The 14236-nt window shown below is 75.0% G+C and carries 15 protein-coding genes and 1 riboswitch; of the genes, 6 read left to right on the top strand and 9 right to left on the bottom strand.

Features of this window, described 5'->3' with window-relative positions:
• Positions 1–6: 6 nt before the first annotated feature.
• Positions 7–1176 (top strand): PP2C family protein-serine/threonine phosphatase, encoded by a 1170-nt coding sequence (locus tag BLT76_RS24430; RefSeq protein WP_090860926.1) that lies wholly within the window; start codon positions 7–9, stop codon positions 1174–1176.
• On the opposite strand, the gene BLT76_RS24425 is transcribed toward BLT76_RS24430, so the two are convergent.
• Genes BLT76_RS24425 through BLT76_RS24410 form a run of 4 tightly spaced genes read right to left on the bottom strand, consistent with a single transcriptional unit; the run spans position 1145 to position 4569 of the window.
• A complete protein-coding gene (locus BLT76_RS24425; protein WP_244509558.1) occupies positions 1145–2188 on the bottom strand; it encodes an NAD(P)/FAD-dependent oxidoreductase in 1044 nt (347 codons plus the stop codon). The genes BLT76_RS24430 and BLT76_RS24425 overlap by 32 nt on opposite strands.
• Positions 2185–2709 carry an isoprenylcysteine carboxyl methyltransferase family protein gene (locus BLT76_RS24420; protein ID WP_090860925.1) on the bottom strand — a complete coding sequence of 175 codons (525 nt, stop codon included), beginning with the start codon at positions 2707–2709 and terminating at the stop codon, positions 2185–2187. Before BLT76_RS24420 ends, BLT76_RS24425 begins: the two co-directional genes overlap by 4 nt.
• Positions 2706–3782, bottom strand: coding sequence for a type III polyketide synthase (locus tag BLT76_RS24415; protein ID WP_090860924.1), 1077 nt, complete (start codon positions 3780–3782; stop codon positions 2706–2708). Before BLT76_RS24415 ends, BLT76_RS24420 begins: the two co-directional genes overlap by 4 nt.
• A 34-nt stretch (positions 3783–3816) precedes the next feature.
• The gene (locus tag BLT76_RS24410; protein ID WP_244509557.1) at positions 3817–4569 is read right to left on the bottom strand and encodes a UbiA family prenyltransferase; all 753 of its coding nucleotides are present in this window, start codon (positions 4567–4569) and stop codon (positions 3817–3819) included.
• Positions 4570–4790: 221 nt separating this feature from the next.
• Here BLT76_RS24410 and idi point away from each other — a divergent pair, with 221 nt between their 5' ends.
• Positions 4791–5336 carry an isopentenyl-diphosphate Delta-isomerase gene (gene idi / locus BLT76_RS24405; protein ID WP_211753231.1) on the top strand — a complete coding sequence of 182 codons (546 nt, stop codon included), beginning with the start codon at positions 4791–4793 and terminating at the stop codon, positions 5334–5336.
• 37 nt (positions 5337–5373) lie between these two features.
• Here the strand turns inward: idi and BLT76_RS24400 are convergent, their stop codons facing one another.
• The 4 genes from BLT76_RS24400 to BLT76_RS24385 are packed head-to-tail and all read right to left on the bottom strand — an operon-like array spanning position 5374 to position 8946.
• Positions 5374–6057 carry a class I SAM-dependent methyltransferase gene (locus tag BLT76_RS24400; protein WP_090860921.1) on the bottom strand — a complete coding sequence of 228 codons (684 nt, stop codon included), beginning with the start codon at positions 6055–6057 and terminating at the stop codon, positions 5374–5376.
• Positions 6054–6851: an ABC transporter ATP-binding protein gene (locus BLT76_RS24395; RefSeq protein ID WP_090860920.1), complete on the bottom strand. Its 798-nt coding sequence runs from the start codon at positions 6849–6851 to the stop codon at positions 6054–6056. Before BLT76_RS24395 ends, BLT76_RS24400 begins: the two co-directional genes overlap by 4 nt.
• Positions 6848–7843: an ABC transporter substrate-binding protein gene (locus BLT76_RS24390; protein ID WP_090860919.1), complete on the bottom strand. Its 996-nt coding sequence runs from the start codon at positions 7841–7843 to the stop codon at positions 6848–6850. Before BLT76_RS24390 ends, BLT76_RS24395 begins: the two co-directional genes overlap by 4 nt.
• 26 nt (positions 7844–7869) lie before the next feature.
• Positions 7870–8946, bottom strand: a complete 1077-nt coding sequence (locus BLT76_RS24385; RefSeq protein ID WP_090860918.1) for a FecCD family ABC transporter permease — start codon at positions 8944–8946, stop codon at positions 7870–7872.
• 222 nt (positions 8947–9168) lie between these two features.
• Positions 9169–9361: riboswitch (cobalamin riboswitch) on the top strand.
• Positions 9362–9381: 20 nt separating this feature from the next.
• Between BLT76_RS24385 and BLT76_RS24380 the strand changes: the two genes are divergently transcribed.
• From BLT76_RS24380 to BLT76_RS24365, 4 genes are read left to right on the top strand one after another with little or no spacing between them, the layout of a single operon-like run.
• On the top strand, positions 9382–10395 hold the full coding sequence (locus tag BLT76_RS24380) for an ABC transporter substrate-binding protein (protein WP_090860976.1): 1014 nt from the start codon (positions 9382–9384) through the stop codon (positions 10393–10395).
• A 53-nt stretch (positions 10396–10448) separates the two neighbouring features.
• On the top strand, positions 10449–11423 hold the full coding sequence (locus BLT76_RS24375) for an iron chelate uptake ABC transporter family permease subunit (protein WP_090860975.1): 975 nt from the start codon (positions 10449–10451) through the stop codon (positions 11421–11423).
• A complete protein-coding gene (locus BLT76_RS24370) occupies positions 11420–12205 on the top strand; it encodes an ABC transporter ATP-binding protein (protein ID WP_090860917.1) in 786 nt (261 codons plus the stop codon). The genes BLT76_RS24375 and BLT76_RS24370 overlap by 4 nt, the downstream gene beginning before the upstream one ends.
• Positions 12202–12888, top strand: coding sequence for a (2Fe-2S) ferredoxin domain-containing protein (locus tag BLT76_RS24365; RefSeq protein WP_244509555.1), 687 nt, complete (start codon positions 12202–12204; stop codon positions 12886–12888). The genes BLT76_RS24370 and BLT76_RS24365 overlap by 4 nt, the downstream gene beginning before the upstream one ends.
• 8 nt (positions 12889–12896) lie before the next feature.
• Here BLT76_RS24365 and BLT76_RS24360 read toward each other — a convergent pair whose 3' ends face one another.
• Positions 12897–14132 carry an MFS transporter gene (locus BLT76_RS24360; RefSeq protein ID WP_170867248.1) on the bottom strand — a complete coding sequence of 412 codons (1236 nt, stop codon included), beginning with the start codon at positions 14130–14132 and terminating at the stop codon, positions 12897–12899.
• Between the last annotated feature and the right edge of the window lie 104 nt (positions 14133–14236).

The following is a 14236-nucleotide window of genomic DNA, read 5'->3' as shown; positions in this document are numbered from 1 at the left end:
GTCGCGATGACGGAGATCGACGACCTCCGCCGCCTGTTCGACGACGCGCCCTGCGGCTACGCCGTGCTGGCCGGGCCGGAGGGTCCGGTGCGCCACGCGAACGCGGAGCTGGCGCGCCTCGTGGGGCGCCCGGTGGGCGAGCTGGTCGGGACCGCGACGCTGGCCTCGCTGCTGACGGTCGGCGGTCGCATCCTGCTGGAGACCCACCTGCTCCCCATGCTCGAGCACGACGGGGTCGTCCGCGAGGTCGCCCTCGACCTGCTGCGCCCCGACGGCGGCCGCGTCCCGGTCCTGCTCAACGCGTCCACGTCGGCGGGCGACCCCGCCGTACGCGTCGTGCTCTTCGAGGTGCGCGACCGCCACCGCTACGAGCAGGACCTCCTGGTGGCGACCCGGGCCGCCGAGCAGGCGCGCAGTGCGGCGACGGCCCTGGCCCAGACGCTGCAGCAGACCCTGATCCCGCCGGCGCCGCCCGAGATCCCGCACCTCACGATCGCCGCCGCCTACCGCCCCGCGGGTGACGGGACCATGGTCGGCGGCGACTTCTACGACGTCTTCCAGGTCGCTGCCGACGCGTGGTGCGTCGTGCTGGGCGACGTCAGCGGCAAGGGCGCGTCGGCAGCGGCCGTGACGTCCTTCGTCCGCTACACCACGCGCGCCCTGGCCCTCGACCACCCGGACCCGAGCGACCTGCTCCGGCGCCTGGACCGGGCCCTGCGAGCGCACGGCACCGACCACTACTGCACGGTCGTCGTGGCGTTCCTGGCCCGCCACGGGGAGGCCTGGGAGGTCCGCCTCGCCCTGGCCGGCCACCCACCGGCCCTGCTCCGCGACGCCGCGACCGGTCTCGTCCACGAGCTCGGGGTCTTCGGGAGCCCGATCGGGCTCCTCGAGACGACCGGCTTCACCACCGTCACGCACCTGCTGCGCGACGAGACGCTCACCCTCTACACCGACGGCGTCACGGAGGCGCGGGGCGAGGACGGACTGTTCGGGGAGTCCCGTCTGGAGCGGCTCATCGCCGGTGGGCCGCACGACCCCCGGGCCATCACCGACGCCATCACCGAGGAGGTGCTGCGCTACCAGCGCGGCGTCGCCGCCGACGACATCGCGGTGGTCACCCTCGCCGCCCGCTCCAGCGACGTCAGTGGCCCACCGGCCGCGCGAGGGAGTTGACCGCGCCGTCGAAGACCCAGGGCAGCACCCGGGCGGCCGGCACGATCGCGCGTCGCGCGGCCCGCGATCGGGTGCCGGTGAGCAGGGCCCCGGTGAGCCAGCGGTAGCGGCGGGTGAGCCGGACCCAGTCGCGCTCGTAGCGCTCCGGGTCGTCGACGACCAGGGCGCCGACGGCGGCCCGCGCCTGGGCGAAGGCCAGGGCCAGGCCCTCGCCGGTCAGTGCGTCGACGTAGCCGCCGGCGTCGCCGACCAGCAGCACCCGCCCGGCGACCCGGCGGCTGGCCTCCTGCCGCAGCGGACCGGCCCCCCGCACGACGCTGGCCGGCTCGGCGCAGCCCAGCCGGTCGCGCAGCCCGGGGAGCGCGTCGAGGCGCGCGTCGTACGACGCCTTGGCCGAGGACAGCACGGCCACGCCGACCAGGTCGGGGGCCACCGGCGTCACGTAGGCCTCCACGGCGGGGGCCCAGTGCACCTCGACGTACGGCGACCACGGCGCGACCGCGAAGTGCTGGCGCAGGCCGAACCGCGGGTGGCGGGTCGTCGGACGGTCGAGCCCGAGCGCCCGGCGGACGGGGGAGTGCAGGCCGTCGGCCGCGATCAGGTAGCGGGCCCGGACGTGGTCGGTCCGGACCTCCTCGTCGTCCTGCCGGACCGCGCCCACCGTCCGCTGCTCCACCCGGGCGCCCGCGGCGAGCACCGCGCGGGTGAGCGCGTCGTGCAGGACGGTACGGCGGATGCCGCGCCCGGACCCGTGCCGGAAGTCGGCGCTGGCCGCGCGCGGACCGGAGACGTAGCGGATGCCGCGGAAGTCGTGGCCGGACGGGTCGACGCCCAGCTCGAGCAGCCCGGCGAGCGCGCCCGGCATCAGCCCCTCGCCGCAGGCCTTGTCCACGGCTCCCGGCCGCGGCTCCCACACCTCGACGTCCAGGCCCGCTCGCGCGGCGTGCAGCGCGGTGACCAGGCCGGCGGGTCCACCACCGGCGACGAGCAGGTCGATCCGTCGGACGCTCACGCGGCCACCGCCGCGGTCAGGGCGCGCTCCTCGGCCCGGATCCGGACGGTCAGGAGCGCGGCGTTGGCGACGCTGAAGACGACGGCGGTGACCCAGGCGCCGTGCACCAAGGGCAGAGCCGCACCCTCGATGACCACCACCAGGTAGTTGGGGTGGGGGAGGAAGCGGTAGGGGCCGGACCGCACCAGCGGGAGGCCGGGCACGACGATGACGCGGGTGTTCCACTGCCGGCCGAGGGACGCGATGCACCACCACCGGACGACCTGGCTGGCGAGGACCAGGGCCAGCATCGTCCAGCCCAGCGCCGGGACGAACGGCCGGTCCGCGACCAGCACCTCGACGACGCAGCCGACCAGCAGGCCGACGTGCAGCACCACCATGACCGGGAAGTGGCCGCGTCCCGACTCGACGCCGCCGCGCTCGAAGGCCCAGGCGGCGTTGCGCCGGGAGACGGCCACCTCGGCCAGCCGCTCGAGACCGACCAGCACGACGAGGACGACGTAGAGCGCCTCGCTGCTCACGCGGGCACCCGCAGCAGCACCAGCTCGGAGCAGAAGCCGGGGCCCATGGCCAGCATCAGGCCGAGCGATCCCGGTCGTGGCGGCCGGTCGCGGAGGGTGTCCGCCAGGACGTGCAGGACCGAGGCCGAGGACAGGTTGCCGATCCGCCGCAGCGACTCCCAGGTGACCCCGAGCGTCTCACGGTCGACGCCCAGCGTGTCCTGGAGCGCCTCCAGCACCTTGGGCCCGCCGGGGTGGGCGACGTAGAACTCGACGTCGTCGCGGGTCAGGCCCTGGTCGGCGAGGAACCCGTCGACGTCGGCGCCGACGTAGCGCCGCACGACGTCGGGGACGGCGCTGTCGAGGACGATCTTCAGCCCGCCGGCGCCGACGTCCCAGCCCATCGTGCGCTCGGAGTCGGGGTAGAGCCGGCTGCGGGTCGCGACCACCTCGGGCTGCGGCCACGCGGGCGGGGGCAGCTGCGCGGCCCGGGCAGACCCGGCGGCCACCACCGCGGCGGCGCCGTCGCCGAAGAGACCGCTGGCGACCAGGTTGGCCACCGACGAGTCGTCGCGCTGGAGGGTGAGCGAGCAGAGCTCGACGCTCATCAGGACCGCGATCGCGTCCGGGTGACCGACCAGGTAGTCGTGCAGTCGGGCGACGCCGGCGGCTCCGGCCACGCACCCGAGTCCGACGATCGGCACTCGCACGACGTCCTCGCGCAGCCCGATCAGGCCCGCGACGCGGGCGTCGAGGGAGGGCACGGCCAGGCCGGTGACCGTCGCGGAGATGATCAGGTCGACGTCGGACGGGACCAGGTCGACCGCCTTCAGCGCGTCCACCACGGCGCGGGCGCCGAGCTCGACACCGGCGGAGATGAAGGCGTCGTTCGCCGCCCCGAAGTCCGGCAGCGCGCCGTACTGCTCCAGGGGCAGCGCGGTGTGCCGGGTGTCGACGCCGGCATGCGCGTGGAAGCGCTCCACGACGGCGCGGCTCACCCGGCCGCGCAGCATCGTGTCGACGAAGGACGCGGTGATCTCGGCCTGGGAGTAGCGGTGCTCGGGCAGGGTGCCGCGGACGCTCAGGATGCGCATGGTCGGCTCTTCTCGGTGAGGGGTCGGGGGGAGGTCATGCGCCGCTCGCGACGAGCAGGACGACGTCGAGGAGGGCCACGGCCATGGCCGCGCGGAACGGCCACCGGCCGGCGCCGCGGAGGGCGACGAGGCTCAGCAGGGCGACGGCGACGAGCACGGCGAACGCCCAGGCGGGCGGGTCGCCGGGACCGAGCGTGGCCAGGACGGACGCGGCGGCGAGGAGCACGGCCGCGGCGACCCGCGCCCGGGCCGCCCCGAGCCGGTGCGGCAGTCCGCGGACGCCGGTCCGCTCGTCGTCGGCGAGGTCGGGGAGGGCGTTGACCAGGTGGGCGCCGACGCCCAGGGCCGCCCCGGCGGCCACGGCCCACCACGCGGGCCACCGGGTCGCGGGCTCCGCGGCGGTCGCGACGGCGGGCAGCAGGCCGAAGGCGCCGGCGTACGGGAGCCAGGACCAGGGACCGGTCTTCAGCCCGAGGTTGTAGGCGTGCGCGAGCACGAGGCAGGTGAGGTGCGCCAGGGCGGCCCGCCAGCCGAGGGCGAGGGAGAGGACGAGGCAGGCGACGGCGGCGATCCCGGTCGCCCCGGCCACCAGCCGCGCCGGGACGAGTCCCCGGGCGATCGGCTTGTCGGGGCGTCCGGTGGCGCGATCCCGGGCGACGTCGACGAGGTCGTTGCCCCAGCCGACGGTCAGCTGCCCGGACGCGACCGCCGTGCCGACCAGGGCGACCGTGCCGGGCGGCTGGTCGGCGGCCACCGCGAGGAGGGTCGCCACGAGCGAGACGGCCACGGCCGGACCCGGGTGGGACGACTGCAGGAGTCCCAGCACGCGGTCGCGCGGACCGGCTGGTCGCGGCGCCACGGCTGACGTCCGGTCAGTCCCACTCGTCATCGTCCGGCCCCCGCGTCCCTCGGGTGACCGGTGCCCCTCGGGCCCGGCGTCCACACGGTCGGGGGACGGACGCGTGCGGGCGGCGCCGCGGGGTTACCCGAGGGGGACGGGTGAGGGAGATGCCGATGACCGCGGTGACCGAGGACCTGGTGGTCCTCCTGGACGACGACGGCGCGCCCGTCGGGACGCACGCACGGGCGGACGTGCACGGGACGAGCACGCCGTTGCACCTGGCGTTCTCGTGTCACCTCTTCGACCGCGCGGGTCGGCTGCTGATGACCCGCCGCGCGCTGGCGAAGCGGACCTGGCCCGGCGTGTGGACCAACTCCTTCTGCGGCCACCCGCGCCCCGGCGAGGACCCGGTCGACGCCGTGCACCGGTACGCCGCGCACGAGCTCGGCATCGCGGTCGTCGACGTGCGTCCGGCCCTGCCGGACTTCCGCTACCGGGCCGTGGACGCCGGAGGCGTCGTCGAGAACGAGGTCTGCCCGGTCTTCTTCGCCTCGACCGACCAGGAGCCGGCGCCCCGCCCCGACGAGGTCGCGGAGCACGTGTGGGCCGATCCGGCCGACGTCGCGCTCGTCGTACGACGGGCGCCGTGGACCCTCAGCCCCTGGTTCGTGGAGCAGGTCGACCAGCTGGGCGCCGGCTCGCCGTACGCCTGACGGCCCGGGGCGGGCTGAGCGTCGTGGCGGGCGCCGCTCAGGGGCGGCGCCCGGTGACCAGGTACTGCAGCTGGACGTCGTGGCCGGGTGCGACGCCGTGGGAGCGGTCCAGCTCGAGCACCGACTCCAGCGGCTCGACCAGGACGTCGACCAGGCCGCCGTGGCGCAGGACGTCCGCGGTCTCGTCGATGCAGCGGGCGTCGGCAAGGGGGAGGGTGGCGGCGGGACGCTCGCCGTACAGGCTCCCGAGACCGTCGGTGAACCAGGTGCTGTCGGCCATCGCGACGACGCCGCCGGGCCGGAGCAGCCGGACCCAGCTGCGGACCGCGGCCTCGGGGTCGCGGAGCGTCCACATGACGTAGCGGCCGGTGACGGCGTCGAAGGACGCGTCCGGGAAGTCGGGGGCGACGGCGTCGGCGACCACGAACCGGGGCGCCGTACGGCGGGTCGCCGCATGCTCCCGGGCCCGCTCGAGCATGCCGTCGGACAGATCGGAGCCGGTGACCCGGTGGCCGAGGTCGGCGAGCAGGAACGCGACGTGGCCGCTGCCGGTGCCGACGTCCAGGACGTCGGCGGGCGCCTCGGGCAGCGCGGCGGACCAGATCGCGCTCCAGACCTTCGCGTCGAGGTCGCGGCGCTCGGGGCGCTGCTGGTAGTCGTCGTACGACGGGGCGCGCTCGGTCCAGTAGTCGTTGATGGTGGCCTGCAGCGGATCGGTCATGACGCGACCTCCTGGTCGTGGGTGTCGGGGAACGGGTGGAAGTGCAGGTGCAGCTCGCCGCCGTGCTCGACCCGCTGCACGCCGATGCCGTAGACCGGCTCCAGCAGCTCGGGAGCGAGGACCTGGTCGGTGGGGCCGGCGGCGACGATCCCGCCGTCGCCGAGCAGGACCAGGTCGTCGCAGTAGCGCGAGGCGAGGTTGAGGTCGTGGAGCACGACCACCGAGCTGGTGCCGAGCTCGTGCACGAGCCGGGTGAGCAGGCCCAGGACCTCGTGCTGGTAGCGGATGTCGAGGTGGTTGGTCGGCTCGTCGAGCAGCAGGTGGCTGGCCTGCTGGGTCAGGGCCCGGGCGATCAGGACCCGCTGCCGCTCGCCGCCGGAGAGGCCGGCTAACGCGCGGGTGGCCAGGTGGGTGGCCCCGACGCGGCGCAGGGCGTCGGCGGCGATCGCGTGGTCGTCCTCGCCGGTGCGCTGGAACGTGGAGAGGTGCGGGGTGCGCCCGAGCAGGACCATCTCGGCGACGGTCAGCGTCGACTCGCCGCCACTCTCCTGCACCACGACCGCCAGCCGCTGGGCGGCCTCGCGCGGGCGGATCGTGGTGAGCGGGCTGCCGTCGACCTCGACGGCGCCGGTGGGGGTGCTCAGCGCGCCGTAGAGCAGCCGGAGCAGGGTCGTCTTGCCGCTGCCGTTGGGACCGATCAGGCCGAGCAGTCGGCCCGGGGCGGTGGCCAGCGAGACCGCGTCGAGGACCCGCTGGTCGCCGTACGACCAGGAGACGCCGCGGGCCTCGATCACGAGCCGTCGCCGAAGCGCTCGACGATCCGCTCCAGGCCCTCGACCGACAGCGGGCTGGGCGGCTCGGTGAAGTTGAACAGCTGCGGCATCAGGTCGCCGTTGCGGACGGCGGTGAGCTCGTCGGCGCCCGGCAGGTCGGTGACGGCGGCCTCGACCGCGTCGGGGTCGCCGTCGCTGTGGAGCAGCACCAGGACGTCAGGGTCCCGCCCGAGGAGCTCCTCGAGGGTCACCTCGAAGACCCGCTCGTCGACGTCGGCGAAGACGTTCTGCAGCCCGGCGGCCGCCAGCTGCGGGTCGGCCATCGACCGGTTGCCGTAGGCGTAGGTCACGCCGCCGCCGACGGTCGGGTAGAGGACGGCGGCGGTGCGCCCGGAGGGCTCGCCGACCTGCGCCTCGACCTGCGCCAGCCGCTCCTGGAGAGCGGTCACCGCGGTCTCGGCCTGCTCCTCGCGGCCGAAGACCCGGCCGTAGGTGCGCAGCTGCTCGGAGACGTCGTCGTACGACGGCCGCTCGCTGCCGACGGAGTCGCACAGGGCGGGCTCCTCCAGCAGCGGGATGTCGACCGCGGTCAGGGTGTCGCGAGCGAGGTTGTCGACCTGGCCGAGGACCAGGTCGGGCTCCTCGGCGATCACCACCTCCTTCGAGATCTGCAGGTGGCCGCTGCTGTCGAGCTCGTCGGTCAGCAGCGGGATGTCGTCGAGCTCGGCGAGGGTCTCGGCGTCGTAGTAGTCGGCGGGGTACTGCCCGGCCCGGGCCGTGACCCGGTCCATGACCCCGAGGTCGTGGAGGTAGGGCACCGCGGCGCTCTTGAGCATCACGACCCGCTCGGGCGCGCGGTCGAAGGTCACGTCGGCGCCGCAGTTCTCGACGGTCACGGGGTAGGACCCGCTGCTGGTCGACGTGGGCTCGTTCTCGTCGGCATCCGCCCCGCAGCCGGCGAGGGCGGCCACGAGGGTCAGGCCGAGGGCGATCGGGGCGAGGGGGCGGGACATGGCGGACTCCTGGGTCAGCGGGTGGGTCAGGCGGTCGTGGCGTGGAGGCGGCGGATCAGGACGAGCAGGAACGGGGCGCCCAGCAGGGAGGTGATGATCCCGATCGGGATCTCCTGGGGCTGGAGCAGGACGCGGGCGACGACGTCGGCCCAGACGAGCAGGACGGCGCCCATCAGGGCGGCGACGGGGACGGCGCGGACGTGGGTCGAGCCGACGGCCCGGCGGGCCAGGTGGGGGACGACGAGGCCGACGAAGCCGATGCTCCCTGAGGCGGAGACGACGACGCCGATGCACAGGGCGACGACGACCAGCAGCAGCATCCGGAACGCCTCGGGCGAGACGCCGAGGGTGTGCGCGGTCTCGTCGCCGATCGCCAGGGCGTCGAGGCGGCGGCCCCACGCGGTCAGCAGACCCACGGTGCCGAGGACGACGACGGCGACCACGGCCAGGGGGGTGTTCCACTGGGCGAACCCGAGCGATCCGAGGAGCCAGAACATCACCGAGCGGGCGCCCTCGGCGGAGCCGGAGGCGAAGATCAGGAAGCTGGTGGCGGCGTACAGCGCGTAGCCGACCGCGACCCCGGCCAGCAGCAGTCGGACCGAGGTGACCCGACCGGCGCTCCGGGCGACGAGGAACACCAGCACCGAGGCCGCGAGCGCGCCGAGGAAGGCGCTGACCTGGAGGGCGTGCTCGCCCAGCCCGGCGCCGACCCCGAACAGGATCGCCGCCGCTGCCCCGCTGGAGGCGCCCGAGTTCACGCCGAGCAGGTAGGGGTCGGCGAGCAGGTTGCGGACCATCGCCTGCAGGGCCACCCCGCAGACCGCGAGCCCGGCGCCGACGAGGCACCCGAGCAGCACGCGGGGGAGCCGGACCTGCCAGACGATCGCGTCGGCCGGCCCGCTCCAGGTGCGCTCGCCCGGCCAGCCGAGCAGGTGGTGGCCGATGATCGCGGCCACCTCGCCCGGCGGGACGGTGAACGCCCCCACGCCGACGGCGACCACGACGGTGCCGAGGAGCGCGGCCACCAGCCCCGCGAGCCATCCCGTCGTACGACGTCGACGGCCGGCGAGGCCGAGCGGGTCGGCCGTCGACACCTGGGTCACGGGTCTCCTCTGTCGCCTCTGCTGCGTTGTTGCGAACGATGTGCAGCAAGCAACCTAGTCACCCGGTATCAACCCCGGGACGCGGGGGTCGGTCCTTCACGCGCCGGTTCCCCGGTGTTCACCCGCCCGGTCGGTCCAGGGCCGCCGTTCGCCGCCAGCTCTCGACGCCGACGTCATCGCGTCGGAATCCGACCCGATCGGGCCAGGGGCGGGGAGCCTGCGCTAGGTTGCTCGCGCCGTGGTGCACGGGAAGCCGGTCTGATGCCGGCGCGGCCCTCGCCACTGTAGCCGTCGAGCAGGACGGTCCTCGCGGCCCATCTCCGGATGGGTCGGACCACTGGGTGCGAGCCCGGGAAGGTCGACCGCCCTGTGCTGAAGCGGAAGCCAGGAGACCGGCCACGGCATGTCATGTTCCACGAGGGTTTGGAGAACATCATGCGCAGTCGACCCCTGCCGTCAGTCCTGTCCACCACCGTCCGGGCCGCTGTCCCGGCCGCCGCCCTGGCGCTCGTCCTGGCCGGCTGCGCCGGCGAGCCGGAGCCGGCGAGCGCCGACGCGGCGCCCGAGGCCGGCTTCCCGGTCGACGTGACCGCCTGCGGGCACACCAGCACCGTCGAGGCGGCGCCCGAGCGGGCCGTCACGCTCAACCAGGGCGCCACCGAGGTGATGCTGGCCCTGGGGCTCGCCGACCGGATGGCCGGTACGGCGTACCTCGACGACCCGGAGCCGGCCGCGGCCTGGGCCGAGGAGTACGCCTCGGTGCCGGTGATCGCGAAGGAGTACCCGACCCGCGAGGAGCTCCTCGCCACCCGGCCGGACTTCGTCTACGCGTCGTACACGAGCGCGTTCGACCCGGAGGTCGCCGGGCCGCAGGGCGACCTGGAGGCGGACGGGGTGGCGTCGTACCTCTCGCCGTTCGGCTGCGCCGACCGGGCCGACATCCCCGCGACGACCTTCGAGGCGGTCTGGGACGAGATCGACGCGGTCGCCATCGCGTTCGGTGTGGCCGACCGCGGCGCCGACATCCGGGCCGAGCAGGAGCGGACCCTGGCGGAGCTGGGCGACGAGGGAGCGGGCGCGGGCCTGGACGTGCTCTGGTACGACTCCGGCGACAAGACGCCGCTCGTGGGCGCGGGCGCCAGCGGCCCGCAGCTGGTGCTGGACGCCGTCGGCGCGACCAACCTCTACGCCGACGTCGAGGACGGCTGGGCCGACGGCAGCTGGGAGGAGGTCGTCGCGGCCGACCCGGACGTGATCGTGCTCGCGGACGCCTCCTGGTCGACGGCCGCCGAGAAGCGCGCGTACCTCGAGAAGGACCCGGTGCTCTCCCAGCTGACCGCCGTCCGCGAGGGCCGGTTCGCGACGGTGCCCTACTCGATGGGGACGCCCGGCGTGCGCCTCGTCGACGGCGCCAGCACCCTGGCCGAGCAGCTCTCCGCGCTCCCGTGACCCTGCGGACCGGGCTCGCCCCGGTCCTCGCGGTCGCCGTGCTGCTGGTCACCATGGCCGTCGCGCTCGGCACCGGCGCCGTCGCGGTGCCGGTGCCGGACGTGCTCGACGTGGTGCTGCGACGCGTCGGCCTAGGGGACCGCGGGGTGAGCCTGCTCGACGACCAGATCGTCTGGCAGCTCCGGATGCCGCGCGTGCTGGGGATGGCGGCCGTGGGTGCGGTGCTGGGCTGCTGCGGCGCGGTGCTGCAGTCGCTGACCCGCAACGACCTGGCCGACCCCTACCTGCTGGGGCTCTCCGGCGGCGCGGCCGTCGGCGCGGTGACGGTGATCGTGCTGGGGGTGTCGGTCGCCGGGTTCGCGGGCCCCGCGGCGGTGACGCTCGCCGGCTTCGCCGGGGCGCTGGCCGCGCTCGGGCTGGTGCTGCTGCTCGCGGTCGGCCGGTCGGGCTCGCTCGCGCCCACCCGGACCGTGCTCGCGGGGGTGGCGGTCGGGCAGGCGTGCTCGGCGTACACCTCCTTGATCGTGATCGGCTCCGGCGACCACGACGCGGCCCGTCGGGTGCTGACCTGGACGCTCGGCTCGGGCGCCGGCTTCCGCTGGGGTACGGCGCTGCTGGTGGTCGGTGTCGCGGTCGTCGCGACCCTCGCCTTCTCCGCCTGCGCCGACCACCTCGACGCGTTCGCCTTCGGGGAGTCCTCGGCCCGCTCGCTGGGCATCGAGGTGACCCGCCTGCGCTGGGTCCTGCTCGGCGGTACGGCGCTCGCGACCGCGGCCGCCGTCGCGTTCGCCGGCACGATCGGCTTCGTCGGGCTCGTGGTGCCGCACCTGGTGCGGACCTTCACCGGACCGCGGCACCGGCTGCTGCTGCCGATGTCGGCGCTGGTCGGCGCGACCCTGCTGGTCTGGGCGGACACGCTGGCCCGCTCGGTCGTCGACGGCCAGGAGATCCCGGTCGGGGTCGTGACAGCGGCGGTCGGCGTCCCGTTCTTCGCCCTGCTGCTGCGCCGGTCGGGGAGGTCGGCATGACGGCGCCGTCGATCGTGGTCGACGGGGTCGGCGTCACGCTGGGCGGAGCGGTCGTCCTCGACGCGGTCTCCCTGACCTGCCGACCGGGTCGGGTCACGGGCCTGCTCGGCCCCAACGGCTCGGGCAAGACCACCCTGCTGCACACCGTCGCGGGCCTGCGCCGACCCGCGACGGGCCGGGTGCTGCTCGACGACCAGGACGTGCACGTGCTGCGCGCCCGTGAGCGGGCCCGCCTGCTCGCGCTGGTCGAGCAGGACGCGTCCACCTCGCTCGACCTGCGGGTGCGCCAGGTCGTCGACCTGGGCCGGATCGCCCACCGGGTGCGCTTCGGGCCCCCGCAGTCCGACCCGGGTGGCATCGACGCGGTGGAGCGGGCCCTGGCCACCGCGCGCGTCGACCACCTCGCGGACCGGCCGTGGCACGCGCTGTCGGGCGGGGAGCGGCAGCGGGTCCACCTCGCCCGGGCGCTGGCCCAGGAGCCGAGCGTGCTGCTGCTCGACGAGCCGACCAACCACCTCGACCTCGGGCACCAGCTCGACTTCCTCGAGCGGGTGCGCGGGCTGGGCCTGACCACGGTCGCGGCGCTGCACGACCTGGAGCTCGCCGCGGCGTACTGCGACGACCTGGTCGTGCTCGACCGGGGCCGCCTGGTCGCGCACGGACCGGTCGCCGAGGTGCTCACCCCCGCGCTCGTCGCCGAGGTGTACGGCGTCCGCGTGACTGTCGAGCCGCACCCCACGCAGCCGCGTCCGCACGTGCGCTGGGAGGGAGTCGTCCGATGACCCTGCCGATGACCCTGGTCCTCGTCGCGATGGGGGTCGCCGAGCCGCCGGACCGGCTCGCGGCCCTCGCGGAGCGACACGGCGCGTCCGTGGCGCACCTGCAGCTCGCCGACCCGGCGCTGCACCGCGAACTCGACCGGTTGGCCGACGCCGGCGTACCCCGGATCGTGCTGGTCGGGGTGGCGTTCGGGATCGCGCCGGGCAACTCCTGGCTGCGCCGGGTCGCCGCGCACTGGTGGCGCGAGCGGCCCGAGCCGCCCGAGGTCGTGGTCGCGACCGGCCTCCTCGACCACGAGGACGACGACCTCGAGGCGGTGCTGGCCCGGGCCCGGCCGATCACCGGCACCGAGGCGCCGCTGGAGTCCGCGGCCTGGGAGGAGGTGCCGGCGCACCGGCACCAGGTGCTGGTCTGCCGTGGTCCGCGCTGCACCGCCCGGGGCGCCGACGACACCGCGCGGGCGCTGACCCTGGCCCTGATGGCCGCCGGGCTCGGCGACGACGGCGTGCTGGTCACCCAGACCGGCTGCCAGTTCCCGTGCAACCACGCGCCGGTCGTCAGCGTCCAGCCCGACGACACCTGGTACGGCGGGGTCGGGCCGGACGAGGCCGAGCGCCTGGTCGAGACGCTCGGTGCCAGGAGGCCGCCGGCCGGAGAGCGGCGGCGGGTGATCCGGCGGCTCTAGCGGTCCGGCTATCCGGTCAGCTGCGGCGGCGGCCCACCCGTCAGCCGTACGTCGGTGATCCTGCGCCGGGTGAGGGCGAACGCGGCGACGAGTGCGGCGAGCGCGAAGCACCCGAGCTGGACCCGGCCCGCGCCGAAGGCGATCGCGAGGGGGCCGACGGCGAGCTGGCCGATCGGTGTGGCCACGAAGGAGAAGAAGCCGTCGATCGCCATGATCCGCGACAGCATCTCCTCCGGCACCTTCTCCTGCACCAGCAGGTTCCAAGCGAGGTCGAGCAGGCTCAGTGCGGCCCCGGCGACGACGAAGGACGCCGACAGCACCCACACGTTCACGTGGGTGCCGAGCACCAGCATCGGGACGCACCAGACGACGAAGGCGATCATGATCGCCCGCATCGGTGCGCGCAGGGTCACCTTGGCGAGGAAGAACGCGGCCACGAACACGCCCACCGCCTGGCCGGACCTGGCCAGCCCCCAGCCCTCGCTGCCGATGGTGTCGTCGGCGATCACGGGTCCGAGCACGTTGATGGCGCCGCTGACGAGCGCGTTGAAGACGAGCGACGCCGAGGCGGCCGGGATCACCCAACCGAGGTGGCGGGCGAACGCCCAGCCCGCGAGGAAATCGCCGATGACGCTCGGCTTGGCGTTGCTGCGGTCGCCCGGCGGCAGGCGTACCAGGAGGAGCAGACCGGCCGCGACGAGGTACGTCGCGGCATCGACGGCCAGGGCCCAGCCCGGACCGGCGGTCGCCACGAGCACGCCCGAGACCGCAGGGCCGAGGATGCCGACGGCGCTGGTGGCCTGGCCGATGAGCAGGAAGGCCGCCTTGCGCTCCTCGACCGGCAGCAGGATCGGCACCATCCCGAGGAACGCGGGGTAGCTGACCGCGAAGACGGTGCCGGCCACGGCCTGCAGGACGACGAGGTGCCAGATCTCGGCGTACCCGGTGATCACGAGGACCGCCGTGGCGGTCTGGACGACGCCCTGGACGAGGTTGCACCCGCGCAGCACGACAGCGCGGGGGAGCCGGTCGGCGATCGCCCCGCCGAGGAGCATGAAGACGACCATCGGCACGCTCGAGGCGGCGATCACCCAGCCGAGGGCCGAGGCGGAGTCGTCGATGTCGAGGACGGCGAAGGCCAGCGCCACGCCCGCCATCGACGAGCCGACCCGGTTCACGACCTGTCCGACGAAGAAGTAGCGGAAGGCCGGTGCGGCGAGCGGCGACAGTCGGCTGCTCCTCACCGGAGAAGTAAAGCGGCCCGACTCCCCGGAGTGCACGCCATCGGCCGCGCGCCGCTCGTTACCCAACTGTGGGGACACTCGGTGGCGCCTGTGGCTCGCCCGGT

The organism is Nocardioides lianchengensis, from assembly GCF_900101465.1.
GTDB lineage: Bacteria > Actinomycetota > Actinomycetes > Propionibacteriales > Nocardioidaceae > Nocardioides > Nocardioides lianchengensis.
Note: the sequence above shows the minus strand (reverse complement) of the source record. Positions and strands in the feature narration are given on the sequence as shown.

Excerpts from the sequence above, each read along its gene's own strand:
- BLT76_RS24365 (WP_244509555.1), top strand. The coding sequence starts at position 12,202 with ATGACCCTGCCGATGACCCTGGTCCTCGTCGCGATGGGGGTCGCCGAG.
- idi (WP_211753231.1), top strand. The coding sequence starts at position 4,791 with ATGCCGATGACCGCGGTGACCGAGGACCTGGTGGTCCTCCTGGACGAC.
- BLT76_RS24370 (WP_090860917.1), top strand. The coding sequence starts at position 11,420 with ATGACGGCGCCGTCGATCGTGGTCGACGGGGTCGGCGTCACGCTGGGC.
- BLT76_RS24390 (WP_090860919.1), bottom strand. The coding sequence starts at position 7,843 with ATGTCCCGCCCCCTCGCCCCGATCGCCCTCGGCCTGACCCTCGTGGCC.
- BLT76_RS24380 (WP_090860976.1), top strand. The coding sequence starts at position 9,382 with ATGCGCAGTCGACCCCTGCCGTCAGTCCTGTCCACCACCGTCCGGGCC.
- BLT76_RS24415 (WP_090860924.1), bottom strand. The coding sequence starts at position 3,782 with ATGCGCATCCTGAGCGTCCGCGGCACCCTGCCCGAGCACCGCTACTCC.
- BLT76_RS24430 (WP_090860926.1), top strand. The coding sequence starts at position 7 with ATGACGGAGATCGACGACCTCCGCCGCCTGTTCGACGACGCGCCCTGC.
- BLT76_RS24375 (WP_090860975.1), top strand. The coding sequence starts at position 10,449 with ATGGCCGTCGCGCTCGGCACCGGCGCCGTCGCGGTGCCGGTGCCGGAC.
- BLT76_RS24400 (WP_090860921.1), bottom strand. The coding sequence starts at position 6,057 with ATGACCGATCCGCTGCAGGCCACCATCAACGACTACTGGACCGAGCGC.